The organism is Janthinobacterium sp. SUN128, from assembly GCF_030587275.1.
GTDB lineage: Bacteria > Pseudomonadota > Gammaproteobacteria > Burkholderiales > Burkholderiaceae_D > Janthinobacterium > Janthinobacterium lividum.
The window spans coordinates 57231-70668 of the sequence record NZ_JAPWHY010000004.1 but is presented as its reverse complement, the minus strand read 5'-3'; the positions used below and the strand labels follow the sequence as shown (position 1 = coordinate 70668).

Sequence of the window (13438 nt, the reverse complement as noted above, 5' to 3'; positions counted from 1 at the left end):
TGCGTGCCAGCGATTATTTGCAGCAAAACCTGTACATAGCAAAGGATATGCCTGAAATGGGAATTTGGAACCTAACTTCTTAAGTTGTTGATTTAAGGTCGTTTTTTTGTTGCTAGGATGTCGCAACTTCGCACGCTTGCGCGAAATATTGGACGCGCAGGCGCATCGCTGTATGACTTTTCATACGCTAGTCGCGGCAGGGTGGCGGTACGCCAAAAAAGGCAAGATTATCAGGACAATAAAAAAGCCCCTCCGAAGAGGGGCTTGATGTGGTGGAGTTTCTGTTCTATTGATTTTAGAACTTGATATTTGCCGTCAGGCTGAACGAACGGGGCTGGCCCGGGGTGTAGCGGAAGCCGGATTTGTTGATGGCCGCCACATAGGTCTTGTCGGCCAGGTTGTAGGCGTTCAGCTGCAAGTCGAGGTTCTTGTTGACGGTATAGGTTGCCATGGCATCGAAGACCCAGTAGGCATCCACGCGGGCCGGCGTGCCGACGGCGCCATCGGTGCCGCGCAGCATTTCACCCACGTAACGCGCGCCGCCGCCGATCTTCAGGCCGAACGGCAGGGTGTATGAAGTCCAGCTGGTGAACGCCTGTTTTGGCGTGTAGGTGAGGTTTTTGTCGCCGCTGGCCGTGAAGACCTTGTTCGACTCGACCTTGGTATTCATGCGGGTATAGCCGGCGCTGACCAGCCAGTTCGGCATGATCTCGCCCACCACGCCCAGTTCCAGGCCTTGCACGCGCTTCTTGCCGGTCTGGTAATAAATGGTCGAGATCACCGGATCCTGCTCCACTTCATTCTTGACGGTGGTCTGGTAGACGGCGGCCGACAGCGACAGTTTTTGCTTCAGGAAGTCCCACTTGGTGCCGATTTCCTTGGTGATGGTTTCCTGTGGGTCATAGTTCGGGTTTTGCGCGCTGCTGGCGGCGGCGCTCAGGGCGAAGTTGACGCCAGGTGGCGCTTTCGACGTGGCCAGCAAGGCGTACACGCTGCTGTCCGGCGTCGGCTTATACATGGCCGAGATCTTGCCGTTGGCCAGGGTGTCGCTCAGGGTCAGGTGGGTAGGAATCGGCGTGCCCACTGGCAATGGCTGTACCGCGGGCGCAGTCACGGCCGTTTGCAGGGTGATGGCGTCATACGTGGTATTGAAATGGTCGAAGCGCACGCCGCCGTTGAACAGCCACTTGTCGCCGAATTTGATGGTGTCGAAGACATACAGGCTTTGCGTGTTGACTTCGCCTTCCGTGAAGGCGCCGCTGCGTACGGGGTTATGGCCGGTGACGGTGTCACGCGGATTCGGGTTGTACAGGTTCGCTGCCGGCAAGGTACCCAGGCTGGCGGGCACATAGCTGTAGTTGGTCTGTTTTTCGCTGGTGAACTCGGCGCCGGCTACCAGGGAGTGCTTCAGCACGCCCGTGTCGAATTGCGCACTGACCACGGTCTGGTTGGTCAGGATCGTGTTTTCCTGGTCCTTGACGGTGCGCAGCGAGCGCGCCAGGGTCCAGGTCGACGGATTGTCTTTCACTGCGCCAGCTTTGTCCGTATTCAGGTTGGCGGTGTTGGCCATGAAGGCCGTCAGCAGGTAGTCCTGCTGGGTCTTGCCGTAGCGCGTGGTGTTCTGGATTTGCACGTTCGGCGAGAAATCATGGTCGATGCGCAAGGTGCCCATGTCGGCCTTGATCTTGTCGTAGTCCGAGGTGGAACCGTAGAAATTCTTCGGATCGACCTTGGCCGCGCTGTTCAGGTAGGTGCGGATGATCGGTTTGTCCTTCGTGGGGACGTCCGGCGTCGAGTAGCCAGGCAAGCCGATGGTCGGCACGCCACCGTCGGGCACGTTGTTTTGATCCACGTGCAGGTAGCTGGCCGTGATGCGCGTCGGCTTGCCGATACCGAAGGTGACGGTGGGCGCGAAGGCCCAGCGCTTGTTCTTGACTTCATCGCGCGCCGCGTTGCCGCTGTCCTGCGTCATCAGGTTCAGGCGCAATGCCGTGCCGGTATCGCTGTCGAGGATGCGGTTCCAGTCGGCCGTGGCGCGTTTCTGCTTGCCGCTGCCCGCCGTCAGCAGGGAATTGAATTTGTTTTCCATGGTGGCCGTCTTGCTGACCAGATTGATCGAGCCGGTCGGCGAACCGCGGCCGCTGTCCGTGCCCGCCGGGCCCTTCAGTACATCGATCTGCTCGATGTTGAAGACGTCGCGCGAGATGGAGCCCACGTCGCGCACGCCATCGACATAGATGCTGCCGGATGAATCAAAGCCACGCATGTAGACGGCGTCGCCCGTGTTGGTGTTGCCGTTTTCACCGAGGAAGAAAGTGCCGACGCCCGGCGTGTTGCGCAGCGCGTCCGTCAGGGTCAGCGCGCCTTGCTGCTCGATCAATTCCTTCTTGATCACGACGATGGTTTGCGGCGTATTGACCAGCTCTTCCGTGTATTTTGGCGACGAGGCTTTTTCGGCCTTGAAGTCGTTTTCCTTGGAACCAATGACCTTGACTTCGTTCAGGGTTTGCTGCGATGCCGGGGCGCTTTGGCCGGCCGGGTCTGCCGCCTGGGCGGCGACGGGCAGCAGCATCACGGCCAGGGCGGCGCCGATGTGCTGGTTGAAACGGGTTGGGGCGTGTTTGCGGCTCTTGATTGCCATCTTGCTCTCTCGATAAGGTCAGGTAGTGGTTCCTGGCTGGCTCTGCGCCGCTGTGCTTGGGCACGCGGGCAAGTGGCTGGCGATGGAGACGGAATAGGCCGTATTGTAATAACTGGGCGTTATTTCGTAAATGAGAATCGTTATCAGTATCGTTTACGCAACGGATTGGGTGTGCCGCAAAAAAAACACTGTCATGGCTCATGAATGCTTGCTTTGCGGCCTGGCCGCTGCTATGCGCGCAGGCGTCCGCCGGCGGGAGTATGATGAGCAACCTTTACAAATTTCCGCCAAGCATGCTGCAAACTCCCGATGCCTTTGTCCCTCTGATCGATCCTCCCGAACCGGCCCCGGCGGCAGCCGACACGCTCACATTCGTCTTTCACCGCGGACGTTTATTGTTGCGCACGTCCGAGCTGTCCTTGCCCAATGCCGCCGAGGCGGCCGCGCTCGATATCGACCTGAGCCGCGCCCAGCCCGTGGGCCTGTGGCAGGGCCGTTATTGCCAGACTGTCTGGACGGATGAGGAGCTGTTGCCCGCCGATAGCACTCTGGCCTGGCACGGCATGCGCTCACTGTTTAATGCCGTCGACGACGCTTTCCTGGGCCTGGCCAGCCGCGCCGCGCAACTGGCCGAGTGGGCGCGCACGCACCGCCATTGCGGCGTGTGCGCCACGCCCATGCAACGCACGCCTGGCGAGCGCTGCTTCACATGCGCCGCCTGCGGCATGCTCGCGTATCCGCGTATTTCGCCAGCCATGATGGTACTCATCCGCAAGGGCGACCAGGTGCTGCTGGCCATGCACAAGCATTCGCCATCGCAGCGTTTCAGTCCGCTGGCCGGCTTCCTGGAAGCGGGCGAATCGATCGAGGAAGCCGTGCACCGCGAAGTGATGGAAGAGGTGGGCTTGCGCGTGCATAACTTGCAGTACTTCATGAGCCAATCCTGGCCGTTTCCTCATTCGCTGATGATCGCGTTTACGGCCGATTACCTCGATGGCGAGATTCGCCTCGACGAGAATGAAATCGCAGAAGCGCGCTGGTTCGGCCCCGGCGATGCGTGGCCGGAAGCGAGTTCAAGCGTGTCGATTTCCGCGCTGCTGGTCGGCGCCCACCGTCCGCCGGCAGTGTCGTAAAGCGGGGACTGCTCGGGCAGCTTGCCGCATTTTCTATATACTGGCGGCAATTGAAAATTTTAGGGTGGTTTAGCATGTCTCAAGAAGAATTCTCCGAAAATGACTGGCGCCGGTTGATCAGCAGCCTTGGCGAAGATCCGCAGCGTCCTGGCTTGCTGGAAACGCCGGCGCGCGTGGCAAAAGCCTGGAAACACTGGACGTCCGGCTATGGCCAGGATCCGGTGGATTTGCTGAAAGCCTTCGAAGATGGCGCGGAACAGTACAACGAGCTGATCGTCGTGCGCGGCATCCCCGTCTACAGCCATTGCGAACACCATCTGGCGCCATTCTTTGGCAAGGCCACCATCGGCTACGTGCCCAACGGCAAGATCGTTGGCCTGTCGAAACTGACGCGCCTCGTCGATTGCTTCTCCAAGCGCCTGCAAGTGCAGGAACGCATGACGATGCAGATCGCCAATGCCTTGATGGAAGTGCTGGAACCGAAATCGGTGGGCGTGGTCGTACGTTGCCGCCACCTGTGCATGGAAAGCCGCGGCATCCGCACGCCGGGCGAAGAAACCATCACTTCGGCCATGCTGGGCGAGATGCAGCCGAACCTGGCGCTGCGCACGGAATTTCTGGCGCTGGCGCGCGAAGTCTGATTTTCAGCGACGATGCAAGATGAAGGCGGCATATACCGCCTTTTTTTATGCGTTCTATATTCTCTTCGATTCCCGTTCCGCCAGGTAGCGCGCCGGCGGCTTGCCCACGGCCTTGCGGAACATGGTGACGAAACCGCTGGTATTTTCATAACCGAGTTCCAGCGCCACCGCTTTCACGCTGCGCCCTTGCGCCAGCCGTTGCAAGGCAAGGATGACGTGCAATTGCCGGCGCCAGCGGCCTACGCTCATGCCCATTTCCTCCAGTGACTGCCGGGTCATGCTGCGCTCGCTCATGCCGATGCGGCTGGCCCATTCGGCCAGGGTACTTTTATCGGCAGGCTGCGCCAGCAGCAGGGAAGCCAGGCAGCGCAAACGCGCATCGCGCGGCATCGGCAGATGCAAGTCTTCCACGGGCGCGGCCGCCAGCTCGTCGAGCAAAGTGAGCACGAGGCGTTCCTGCGCGCCCTGCAGCACGGTCAGGGTGGGAAAACCGGCCGCCTTGGCAATCAGTTCGCGCAGCAAGGGCGAAACGGCCACGGTACAGCAGACGGCGGGCAAGGCTGGCGCCATGGCCGGCTCGATAAACAGGCAATAACATTCCGCCTCGCCCACGCCCTGCGCAGCATGCATCAGGCCACCTGGTATCCACACGGCGCACTGCGGTGGCACGATCCACACGCCGCTTTCCACCTCGCAATGAATCACGCCCCGCGTGGCATACAGCAACTGCCCCTTGCGGTGCTGATGCGGCGCCTGCTCCGCATCCTCGGGCACGCTGGCCAGGCCCACGGCCAGCAAGGGGCGCAGCACGCCATCGACGTCGAAATCGAGGATGGAGGCGTCGTCGTCCAGGCCCAGGTGGGCCGTCAGCATGCTGGGCAAGAGGGGATGGGGCATGGGAAAGACTTTGGCTGGATTGAATAATATTGTGGCTATTTTATGCAATGACGCGCAGCACTGCCAACGCTATCGTATGGGCATCCGCAGCCCCGCTTCAACGGCAACCGCCGCCGCCCGTGTTCTGATGAAGGTGAGGAGGAACGGCAACCCCCATTGAAGGAGTCATCCCATGCAACTCGATTTTTCCACATTCCCCCTCGTCTGGATGCGCCGCGACGGCACGGCAGCTGCCCAGGCCGATGTGCTGTTTGCCCAGTTCGACGCGCTGCTGGCGCGCCGGCAGGCGTTTGTCATTCTCAGCGAGGAAGGCTTTGACGAGGACGGGCATGAACACCCGCAGGCGGAGCGCAAGCGCGCATCGCTGTGGATGAAGCAGAACAAGGCCGCCATCCGCGCGTATATCCAGGGCATGGTGCTGGTCGAACCGAGCGCCGCCAAGCGCCTGGCCGGCAAGGCCTTTGCCGTGATGTTCGGCAAGTTCTGGGGCTATCCCCTGCATTTCGGCACCAGCCGCGACGACGCGCTCGACATCGCCCAGCATTTGCTCAGGGCGTGGCTGCCACCCCACAATGATCCGACAAGGCCTCAAGACGCCTGACCCAACCGTCGCGAGCGGAAGGAAGAGGTAGCCGAGAAGCGCAACCGTACTCTAGTACGGTGAGCATCGCAGGCTGCCTATACCGACGCGCAGCAGGTTGGGTCAGGTGGGACTAGTAGCGATAGTCGTTGATGAAATGCTTGGTGAAGTTGTACTTGCTGCCGCCGTCGAGCAAGTCGACCAGGCGTTTCGGCGCCGAGGCCGACATGAAGGCGTCGGCCGCCCCGCCCGTGCTGCGGAACTTCATACCGGGGCTGAGGATCTGGTTGGCACCGATTTTCAGGTGCTGGAAGCTTTTCGTTTTTTCATTGTTGAGGATGAAGTGCAATTCCTGCTTGAACGTCAGGAAGGGGATCTTCAGCCACCAGCCTTCGTCCGTGCCATAGCTGGCGACGCTGGCAAAATGCGTGTTCTTGTCCGTCAGGGTGGGTTTGCCCAGGCGGTCGTTGATGCGTTTCATGGCTTCATTCTTGGTCATGCTGTGCTTTCGTGATTCGATCTATGCGGCGTGCATTCTGACACAGGCGCGCCGCCGCGTGCCGGGGAATGCATTACAACAGCAAAATCAGCGAGCCGAGCACGATCAAGCCGCCGCCGATGGCCGCTTTCACGGTGAACGGTTCGCCCAGCACGAGCCAGCCGGCCAGCATCACCAGCGCCACGCTGAGTTTGTCGACGGGCGCCACCAGCGAGACGGGCCCCAGCTGCAGCGCACGGAAATAGCAGAGCCACGACAGCCCCGTGGCCACGCCCGAAGCGATCAGGCAAGTCCAGCCCACCCAATTGCCGCCGGACGGGCGCTGCCATTCCGCGCGCAGCGAGATGATGGCTGCCGTCACCAGCAGGATCACGCCCGTACGTATCAAGGTGGCCAGATTGCTGTTCAGGTGGGCTACGCCCAGCTTGCCCAGGATGGCCGTCAGGGCCGCGAACACGGCCGACAGGATGGCAAAGCCTTGCCAGGTGAAAGTGGTCGACATGGGGCTCCTTGCGCGGTGGCGACGTCAGATCGACTGTAGCGTAGCACGCTGATCGGGAAAAAACCTATTGCGGTGCAGCATCAATTCTCATCAATTGTCGCAACGCATTAACAACACTGGGCAAAATTCATTGCTTCCCGGCATTGTAAATATCGGTCGTTCAAGCGTATGCTGAAGCAGTCTGAACGGTGCCGCCAGAGCACCGTCGCCGCCGCATTCCTGGCCAGCCGAGCTGGAAGCGGGCCACGCCCCTTCGCCGCAAATAATTAGTTGGAGACACAGCATGAAGAAATTGACGTTCCAGCAGAAGTTATGGATTCCCCTGATTTGCAGCTTGTTGTGCATCACCGTTATTTTTGTCTATAACGCGCTGGAAGTGCGCAAGATCCGCATCGAAGAGCGCAGCGCCGACCTGAGCAATGCCGCCGACCTGGGCCTGGGCGCCGTCAAGATGTTCGGCGACCTGGCCGCCAGCGGTGCCTTGACGAAGGAAGAAGCGCAGAAGCAGGCCACGGCCGTCATCAAGAGCATGCGTTTCGGCGAAACCGGCTATTTGTCCATCATCAACCTCGATGCCGTCGTCGTGATGAATCCCGCCGCACCGCAAACCGATGGCAAGAACATGTCGGATTTTAAAGATGCCAACGGTACTTATCTGTACCGCGACATCGTTGCCGTCGGCAAGACCGATGCGGGCAAGGGCTTCGTCCACTATTATTTCCCCCGTCCCGGCCAGAAGACCCCGGAACCGAAGATGAGCCGCGTGGTGGCCTACAAGCCATGGAGCTGGACCATCGTGACGGGTGTGTACATGGATGATATCGATGCGGCCTTCCGCCAGTCGCTGCTGACTTCGCTGGGCGTGCTGGTCCTCGTGTGCGCGCTGCTGGCCGCCGTCGTCGTCGTGATCAACCGCAGCTTGCGCCATGCGCTGGGCGGCGATCCCGAGTATGCGGCCGACGTGGCCGAAAAGATCGCGAATAACGATTTGAGCGGCGTCGTGCGCACGCATGCCAACGACCGCCACAGCGTGCTGTACGCAATGAAAACCATGCAAGCCAACCTGGTCGACGCGATCAGTGAAATCCGCCACAGCGCCGAGACGATCGCCACGGCATCGAGCGAGATTGCCAGCGGCAATATGGATTTGTCGGCACGCACGGAAATGCAAGCCAGTTCGCTGGAAGAAACGGCGGCCTCGATGGAGGAATTGACCTCGACCGTGACACAAAACGCGGGCAACGCCGTGCAGGCGAATGAACTGGCGCAGTCCGCTTCCGCCGTGGCCCGCCAGGGCGGCGCCGTGGTGGCGCAAGTGATCGGCACCATGGATACCATCAATGCTTCGTCGCGCAAGATCGTCGACATCATCGGCGTCATCGATGGCATCGCTTTCCAGACGAATATCCTGGCGCTTAACGCTGCCGTGGAAGCGGCGCGCGCGGGCGAGCAGGGACGCGGCTTTGCCGTGGTGGCGTCGGAAGTGCGTAATCTGGCCCAACGGTCCGCTGGCGCGGCGAAGGAAATCAAGGAACTCATCGGCGCTTCTGTCGACAGCATCGCGGCAGGCAGCACGCTCGTCGCACAGGCGGGCACGACCATGGATCAGGTGGTGGCTTCCGTTTCGCGTGTGACCGACATCATGGCCGACATCACGGCCGCTTCGCACGAGCAAAGCACGGGCATCGGCCACGTCAACCAGGCGATCACGGAAATGGATAGTGTGACGCAGCAAAATGCGGCACTGGTGGAAGAGGCGGCGGCCGCAGCGTCGAGCATGCAGGACCAGGCAGCCGTGCTGGCGCAACTGGTGGCGCGCTTCAAGCTGTCGGCGCAGGAGCCTGGGACGGGGACGTCGCCGCGCCTGGCGGCAAGTTCGGCTGGCGCGCCACGCGCCGTGGCGAAAAAGCCGCTGCGCAGCCTGGCGGCGCGCTAGGACTTTATTGGGCTGGCGCCGCCGCTTGCGGCGCCGGTTCGAATTCCAGCTTGTCATCGACGACCACGAATTGCCCGACCGGCTGGCCCAGGTCGGCTTTCGGGTCGTTTTCCATTTCCGTCAGCGCATTGCAGGTATTCGTTTCCGCCTGCCACAGTTGCTTGCCCATGCGGATATTCCAGATGCCATCGCCGGCGGCAAACAGCTCGACCGTGATGTCGGCCGGCGCGTCCGTCGACAGGGTATGCAGGCGCTGGCATTGCGGCAGATTGGTCGCCATCAGCTGCACTTCCACGGTATCTTGCCAAAAATAACGTTGCTGGCGGCGCACGGTCAGGGAATGGTCTTGCCCATCGAACATGTAGATGGCGAAGTCCTGGACACAGCCTGACAGCAGGACGGACAGCGTGACGATCAGGAGTTTGCGCATGGTCGGCTTTCTTGGTTGGTGCTCGGGAATGTCGGGATGCCTGCGTGACGGCGCTAGTGAATGCTTGCGCCGTCTTGTTTTTCGCTTACGTGGCATTATATCCATGCATATCAGTTGCGGCGCGACAATAGTGATGCGGATGGCGCCTGCCCTACTTATCTACCTGGAAAGACCACGATGATCGACCTGTATTACTGGACCACGCCCAACGGGCACAAAGTGACGATGTTCCTGGAAGAAGCGGGCATCCCCTACAACATTATTCCCGTGCATATCGGCAAGGGCGACCAATTCAAGCCCGAATTCCTCGCCATCGCGCCGAACAACCGCATCCCCGCCATCGTCGACCAGGCGCCGGAAGATGGCGGCGCGCCCTTGTCCCTGTTCGAGTCGGGCGCGATTTTGCAATACCTGGCCGAGAAAAGCGGGCAATTCCTGCCGGACGACGTGCGGGGACGCGCCGAAGTGATGCAGTGGCTGTTCTGGCAAATGGGCGGCCTTGGCCCCATGGCCGGGCAAAACCACCATTTCGTGCAATATGCGCCCGAACCCATCGACTACGCCATCACGCGCTACGTTAACGAAACGAACCGGCTATACGGCGTGCTGAACAAGCGCCTGGCGGACCGCGCATTCGTGGCCGGCGACACGTATTCCATCGCCGACATGGCGATCTACCCGTGGATCGTGCCGCACGAGCGCCAGCGCCAGAAGCTGGAAGATTTCCCGCACCTGGCGCGCTGGTTCGCGGCCATTGCCGCCCGTCCCGCCACCGTGCGCGCGTATGCGCGGGCGGCTGAAATCAATGTGCAGCCCACCGTCAGTGGCGACGCGAAAAGCGTGCTGTTCGGGCAGACGGCGAAGACGGTGGCGTGATCAACGGTCAGTTTCCTCGGTAAGTGGAAAAACCGAAAGGGCTGAGCAGCAAGGGAATGTGATAGTGCTGGTCGGTCTTTTCCACGTGGAATTGCACGGGGATTTCCGGGAAGAAGGTTTCCTGTTTCAGGCGCGCATAGTGCTCGCCTGTCTTGAACACGATGCGGTAATCGCCCGCCTGCATGGGAGCATCCTCCGGATACATGGCCGCGATGCGCCCCTGCGCATTCGTCACGGCGCTGGCCAGCTGTTGCCAGCCTTCGCCTTTCTTTTGCTCCAGGGTGACCGTCACGCCCGCTGTCGGCTGGCCGCTCTGCAAGTCGAGGATGTGCACGCTCAAGGGATTGGCGGCGGCCAGGGCCATGCTGGACAGGCTGGCGAAGGCCAGGGCGGCGGTGATCTTTTTCAGGTACGTCATCGTCGTGTCTTTCAAAGGGTGGGGGAATCGAGTTCGGGGATGGCTGCCAGGGCAGCCTGGGCGCAGGCACGGTCTTGCTGCGCGCCACCGCCACCGGCCACGCCGATGGCGCCGACCACTTCGCCCTGGGCTCGCAAGGGCAGGCCGCCGCCCAGCAGCAACAGTTCCGGCACGGTGGTCAAATTACTCATGTCCGGATTGTTGCGGGCCGCCATGGCCAGCGTGTAAGTGTCGCTCTTGGTGGACAAGGCCGTGTACGCCTTGCGCCGGCTGGCTTCCGTGTTGTGCGGTCCGACACCGTCGGCGCGCTGGACCGTCACGACATTGCCGCCACGGTCCAGCACGGTAACGACGATATGCCGGCCTTGCGCCAGGCAAGCGGCCATGGCTGTGTTGGCCAGCTTGTTGGCCGCTGGCAGAGAAAGATCATCGACCTTGCGCAGCTGGGCGTGTGCGGAGCTGGCCAGCAGGCATAGCAGGGTACTGCCGAAAAGAAGGGTTTTCATGTGGCGTCCAGGGAATCAAGTGACGCCAGTATGGCCAGTGTTACCCTACGCGAAGATGATCGCCGCATGACATTTTTATCATCCGCGGCGCTGTGCGCGCGGCGTAGAATGGTCTTATATTCTCTTTAGAAAGTGGCCATGCGTATCCTGGTAATCGAAGACGAACCGAAGACTGGCGACTACCTGCTGCGTGGCTTGGCCGAGTCCGGCTTTACGGTGAGCCTGGCGCGCAACGGTCGCGACGGCTTGCACATGGCCGGTACGGAGTCACCCGATCTCATCGTGCTCGACGTCATGCTGCCCATCATGGATGGCTGGCAAGTCTTGCGTGCGCTGCGGCTGCAGGAGGGCGGTGCGGACGTGCCCGTGATTTTCCTCACGGCGCGCGACGAAGTGCAGGACCGGGTCAAAGGGCTGGAACTGGGCGCCGACGATTACCTGGTGAAACCGTTTGCCTTTGCCGAACTGGTGGCGCGCATCCGCACCTTGCTGCGGCGCGGGCCGCCGCGCGAGGACGACGTCATCCGTATCGGCGACATGGAAATCGACGTGATGAAACGCAAGGTCAGCCGGCAAGGCCAGCGCATCACCCTGACGGCCAAGGAATTCGGCTTGCTGCATCTATTGGCGCGGCGCCAGGGCGAGGTCTTGTCGCGCTCCATCATCGCCTCGCAGGTGTGGGACATCAATTTCGAGAGCGACACCAACGTCATCGATGCGGCCATCCGCCGCCTGCGCAGCAAGCTCGACGATCCATTCGAACCCAAGCTGATCCACACCTTGCGTGGCATGGGCTATGTCTGCGAATTGCGCGCGCCCACCGTGCCGGACAGCGGCGCCACGCAATGAAGCTGGCGCAACTCCGCCGCTCGCTGACCCTGCGCGTCACGCTCGTGTTCGTGCTGATCGTGGCGCTCGTGTCGGCCGGGCTGGGCATGCATTTGTACCGTTCATTCGTCGCGGAAATCGAGCGCCGCGATGACATTTTGTTGCTGGGAAAACTGCGGCAGATCCAGCAACTGCTGGGCAATGCGGGCACCCTCGACATCATCCGCGAGCGGCCCCAGTATTTCCGCGACACCATGAGCGGGCAAGAAAATTCCCTGGTCCGCATCGTGCGCGCCGATGGCACGCGTTTGATCGATGTCAATCCAAACGGCGAGACGGTGGCGCATCCTGTTCCCGTGGCCGTCGATGCGCCCGTCACGGACAGCGCCATCGTCAGCTGGACCAGCCGCGACGGTTATCCGGCCAGGGTAGTGGCGGCCAGCGCGCGCATTGGCGACCCGGCGCAGATGGCCGACATATCCGTCGCCCGGGTCTACGGAGACCGCACAGCCATGTTTGCCGCCTACCGCTGGCAAATCGTCGTGTCCGTCGCCGTCAGCGCGCTGGTGGCGGCTTTGTTGTCGAGCGTGATGTTGCTGCGGGGATTGCGGCCGCTGCGCAATATCGCCGCCCATGCGGCCCTCGTGCGGCCGGGCAAGTTGGAGCAGCAACTCGATGCACGCGGCGCGCCGACGGAGCTCTTGCCGCTGATCCATGCCTTGAATGCCATGCTGGCGCGGCTGCAGGAAGGTTATGCGCGGCTGTCGCAGTTTTCCGCCGACCTGGCGCATGAATTCCGCACGCCCGTCACCAATCTGCTGGGGCAAAGCCAGGTCATGCTGGCCCGTCCGCGCAGCGCGCAAGACTATGAACAGCTGGTCTCGTCGAATGTGGAAGAGCTGGAACGGCTGTCGCGCATGATCGACAGCATGCTGTTCCTGGCACGGGCGCAGCAGGATGAAATGGTGCTCGTCAAGCAAGTCTTGCCCGTGCAGGAAGAATTCTTGCGCCTGGCCGATTTCTTTGAAGGCTTGGCCGAAGAGCGGGGGCTGGCGCTGGCTTGCCACGGCAGCGGCAATGTGACGGCCGAGCCGCAACTGCTGCGCCGCGCGCTGGGCAACCTGCTGTCGAACGCCATCCGCCACGCGGCGCCCGGCAGCACGATTTTATTGCGCTCGCATGCGACGAACGAGGGCGTGGAATTGAGCGTGAGCAACCTCGGCCCCGCCATTCCCGCGCGCCACTTGCCGCACCTGTTCGAGCGCTTCTACCGCGCCGACCCGGCCCGCAGCGATTCGGCCGCCTCTACCGGCCTGGGCCTGGCCATCGTCACGGCCATCATGCAGCTGCACGGCGGCAGCGCGACCGTGGCGTCCGATGCGGCCGCTACGACGTTTACCCTGGTTTTTCCGGCGTAATTGACTGGGGTGGTGTCGGATTACGCTACGCTAATCCGACCAACGCCGCATTCCGGCACAGGGTAGGTCGGATTAGCGAGGCGAAGCCAAGCGTAATCCGACAAGAGCCGTCAATAATACTGTCGGATTACGT

General features: G+C 61.5%; 14 protein-coding genes. 7 read left to right on the top strand and 7 right to left on the bottom strand.

Annotated features, from left to right (window positions below):
* Positions 1–295 precede the first annotated feature (295 nt).
* A complete protein-coding gene (locus O3297_RS24420) occupies positions 296–2641 on the bottom strand; it encodes a catecholate siderophore receptor Fiu (RefSeq protein WP_070280121.1) in 2346 nt (781 codons plus the stop codon).
* Positions 2642–2934: 293 nt separating this feature from the next.
* Between O3297_RS24420 and nudC the strand changes: the two genes are divergently transcribed.
* Positions 2935–3774, top strand: coding sequence for an NAD(+) diphosphatase (gene nudC, locus O3297_RS24415; RefSeq protein ID WP_305050645.1), 840 nt, complete (start codon positions 2935–2937; stop codon positions 3772–3774).
* Between the two features lie 74 nt (positions 3775–3848).
* Complete coding sequence (folE, locus tag O3297_RS24410; protein WP_034781250.1) at positions 3849–4415, top strand: GTP cyclohydrolase I FolE; 567 nt, start codon at positions 3849–3851, stop codon at positions 4413–4415.
* A 54-nt stretch (positions 4416–4469) separates the two neighbouring features.
* Here the strand turns inward: folE and O3297_RS24405 are convergent, their stop codons facing one another.
* Complete coding sequence (locus tag O3297_RS24405; protein WP_370385447.1) at positions 4470–5288, bottom strand: helix-turn-helix domain-containing protein; 819 nt, start codon at positions 5286–5288, stop codon at positions 4470–4472.
* Positions 5289–5484: 196 nt separating this feature from the next.
* Here O3297_RS24405 and O3297_RS24400 point away from each other — a divergent pair, with 196 nt between their 5' ends.
* Positions 5485–5913 carry a hypothetical protein gene (locus O3297_RS24400; RefSeq protein WP_305050540.1) on the top strand — a complete coding sequence of 143 codons (429 nt, stop codon included), beginning with the start codon at positions 5485–5487 and terminating at the stop codon, positions 5911–5913.
* A gap of 112 nt (positions 5914–6025) precedes the next feature.
* Here the strand turns inward: O3297_RS24400 and O3297_RS24395 are convergent, their stop codons facing one another.
* On the bottom strand, positions 6026–6391 hold the full coding sequence (locus O3297_RS24395) for a hypothetical protein (protein ID WP_046683244.1): 366 nt from the start codon (positions 6389–6391) through the stop codon (positions 6026–6028).
* Positions 6392–6464: 73 nt separating this feature from the next.
* Positions 6465–6893, bottom strand: a complete 429-nt coding sequence (locus O3297_RS24390; protein ID WP_305050537.1) for an EamA family transporter — start codon at positions 6891–6893, stop codon at positions 6465–6467.
* Between the two features lie 283 nt (positions 6894–7176).
* Here O3297_RS24390 and O3297_RS24385 point away from each other — a divergent pair, with 283 nt between their 5' ends.
* The gene (locus O3297_RS24385; RefSeq protein ID WP_151091708.1) at positions 7177–8829 is read left to right on the top strand and encodes a methyl-accepting chemotaxis protein; all 1653 of its coding nucleotides are present in this window, start codon (positions 7177–7179) and stop codon (positions 8827–8829) included.
* Between the two features lie 4 nt (positions 8830–8833).
* Here the strand turns inward: O3297_RS24385 and O3297_RS24380 are convergent, their stop codons facing one another.
* On the bottom strand, positions 8834–9259 hold the full coding sequence (locus O3297_RS24380) for a hypothetical protein (protein WP_034781263.1): 426 nt from the start codon (positions 9257–9259) through the stop codon (positions 8834–8836).
* A gap of 177 nt (positions 9260–9436) precedes the next feature.
* On the opposite strand from O3297_RS24380, the gene O3297_RS24375 reads away from it, so the two are divergent.
* Entirely contained in the window at positions 9437–10135 is a 699-nt protein-coding gene (locus O3297_RS24375) for a glutathione binding-like protein (RefSeq protein ID WP_092613294.1), read from the top strand.
* A gap of 7 nt (positions 10136–10142) precedes the next feature.
* On the opposite strand, the gene uraH is transcribed toward O3297_RS24375, so the two are convergent.
* Together uraH and O3297_RS24365 are read right to left on the bottom strand one after the other, a co-directional pair.
* Entirely contained in the window at positions 10143–10553 is a 411-nt protein-coding gene (gene uraH / locus O3297_RS24370; protein WP_099395750.1) for a hydroxyisourate hydrolase, read from the bottom strand.
* An 11-nt stretch (positions 10554–10564) separates the two neighbouring features.
* The gene (locus O3297_RS24365; RefSeq protein ID WP_305050536.1) at positions 10565–11059 is read right to left on the bottom strand and encodes a heme-binding protein; all 495 of its coding nucleotides are present in this window, start codon (positions 11057–11059) and stop codon (positions 10565–10567) included.
* 138 nt (positions 11060–11197) lie between these two features.
* On the opposite strand from O3297_RS24365, the gene O3297_RS24360 reads away from it, so the two are divergent.
* On the top strand, positions 11198–11908 hold the full coding sequence (locus O3297_RS24360) for a heavy metal response regulator transcription factor (RefSeq protein ID WP_034781281.1): 711 nt from the start codon (positions 11198–11200) through the stop codon (positions 11906–11908).
* Complete coding sequence (locus O3297_RS24355) at positions 11905–13305, top strand: heavy metal sensor histidine kinase (RefSeq protein ID WP_305050533.1); 1401 nt, start codon at positions 11905–11907, stop codon at positions 13303–13305. Before O3297_RS24360 ends, O3297_RS24355 begins: the two co-directional genes overlap by 4 nt.
* The last annotated feature ends 133 nt before the right edge of the window (positions 13306–13438 follow it).

Coding starts and splice junctions, on each gene's coding strand:
- O3297_RS24420 (WP_070280121.1), bottom strand. CDS start 2,641: ATGGCAATCAAGAGCCGCAAACACGCCCCAACCCGTTTCAACCAGCAC.
- nudC (WP_305050645.1), top strand. CDS start 2,935: ATGCTGCAAACTCCCGATGCCTTTGTCCCTCTGATCGATCCTCCCGAA.
- folE (WP_034781250.1), top strand. CDS start 3,849: ATGTCTCAAGAAGAATTCTCCGAAAATGACTGGCGCCGGTTGATCAGC.
- O3297_RS24405 (WP_370385447.1), bottom strand. CDS start 5,288: ATGCTGACGGCCCACCTGGGCCTGGACGACGACGCCTCCATCCTCGAT.
- O3297_RS24400 (WP_305050540.1), top strand. CDS start 5,485: ATGCAACTCGATTTTTCCACATTCCCCCTCGTCTGGATGCGCCGCGAC.
- O3297_RS24395 (WP_046683244.1), bottom strand. CDS start 6,391: ATGACCAAGAATGAAGCCATGAAACGCATCAACGACCGCCTGGGCAAA.
- O3297_RS24390 (WP_305050537.1), bottom strand. CDS start 6,893: ATGTCGACCACTTTCACCTGGCAAGGCTTTGCCATCCTGTCGGCCGTG.
- O3297_RS24385 (WP_151091708.1), top strand. CDS start 7,177: ATGAAGAAATTGACGTTCCAGCAGAAGTTATGGATTCCCCTGATTTGC.
- O3297_RS24380 (WP_034781263.1), bottom strand. CDS start 9,259: ATGCGCAAACTCCTGATCGTCACGCTGTCCGTCCTGCTGTCAGGCTGT.
- O3297_RS24375 (WP_092613294.1), top strand. CDS start 9,437: ATGATCGACCTGTATTACTGGACCACGCCCAACGGGCACAAAGTGACG.
- uraH (WP_099395750.1), bottom strand. CDS start 10,553: ATGACGTACCTGAAAAAGATCACCGCCGCCCTGGCCTTCGCCAGCCTG.
- O3297_RS24365 (WP_305050536.1), bottom strand. CDS start 11,059: ATGAAAACCCTTCTTTTCGGCAGTACCCTGCTATGCCTGCTGGCCAGC.
- O3297_RS24360 (WP_034781281.1), top strand. CDS start 11,198: ATGCGTATCCTGGTAATCGAAGACGAACCGAAGACTGGCGACTACCTG.
- O3297_RS24355 (WP_305050533.1), top strand. CDS start 11,905: ATGAAGCTGGCGCAACTCCGCCGCTCGCTGACCCTGCGCGTCACGCTC.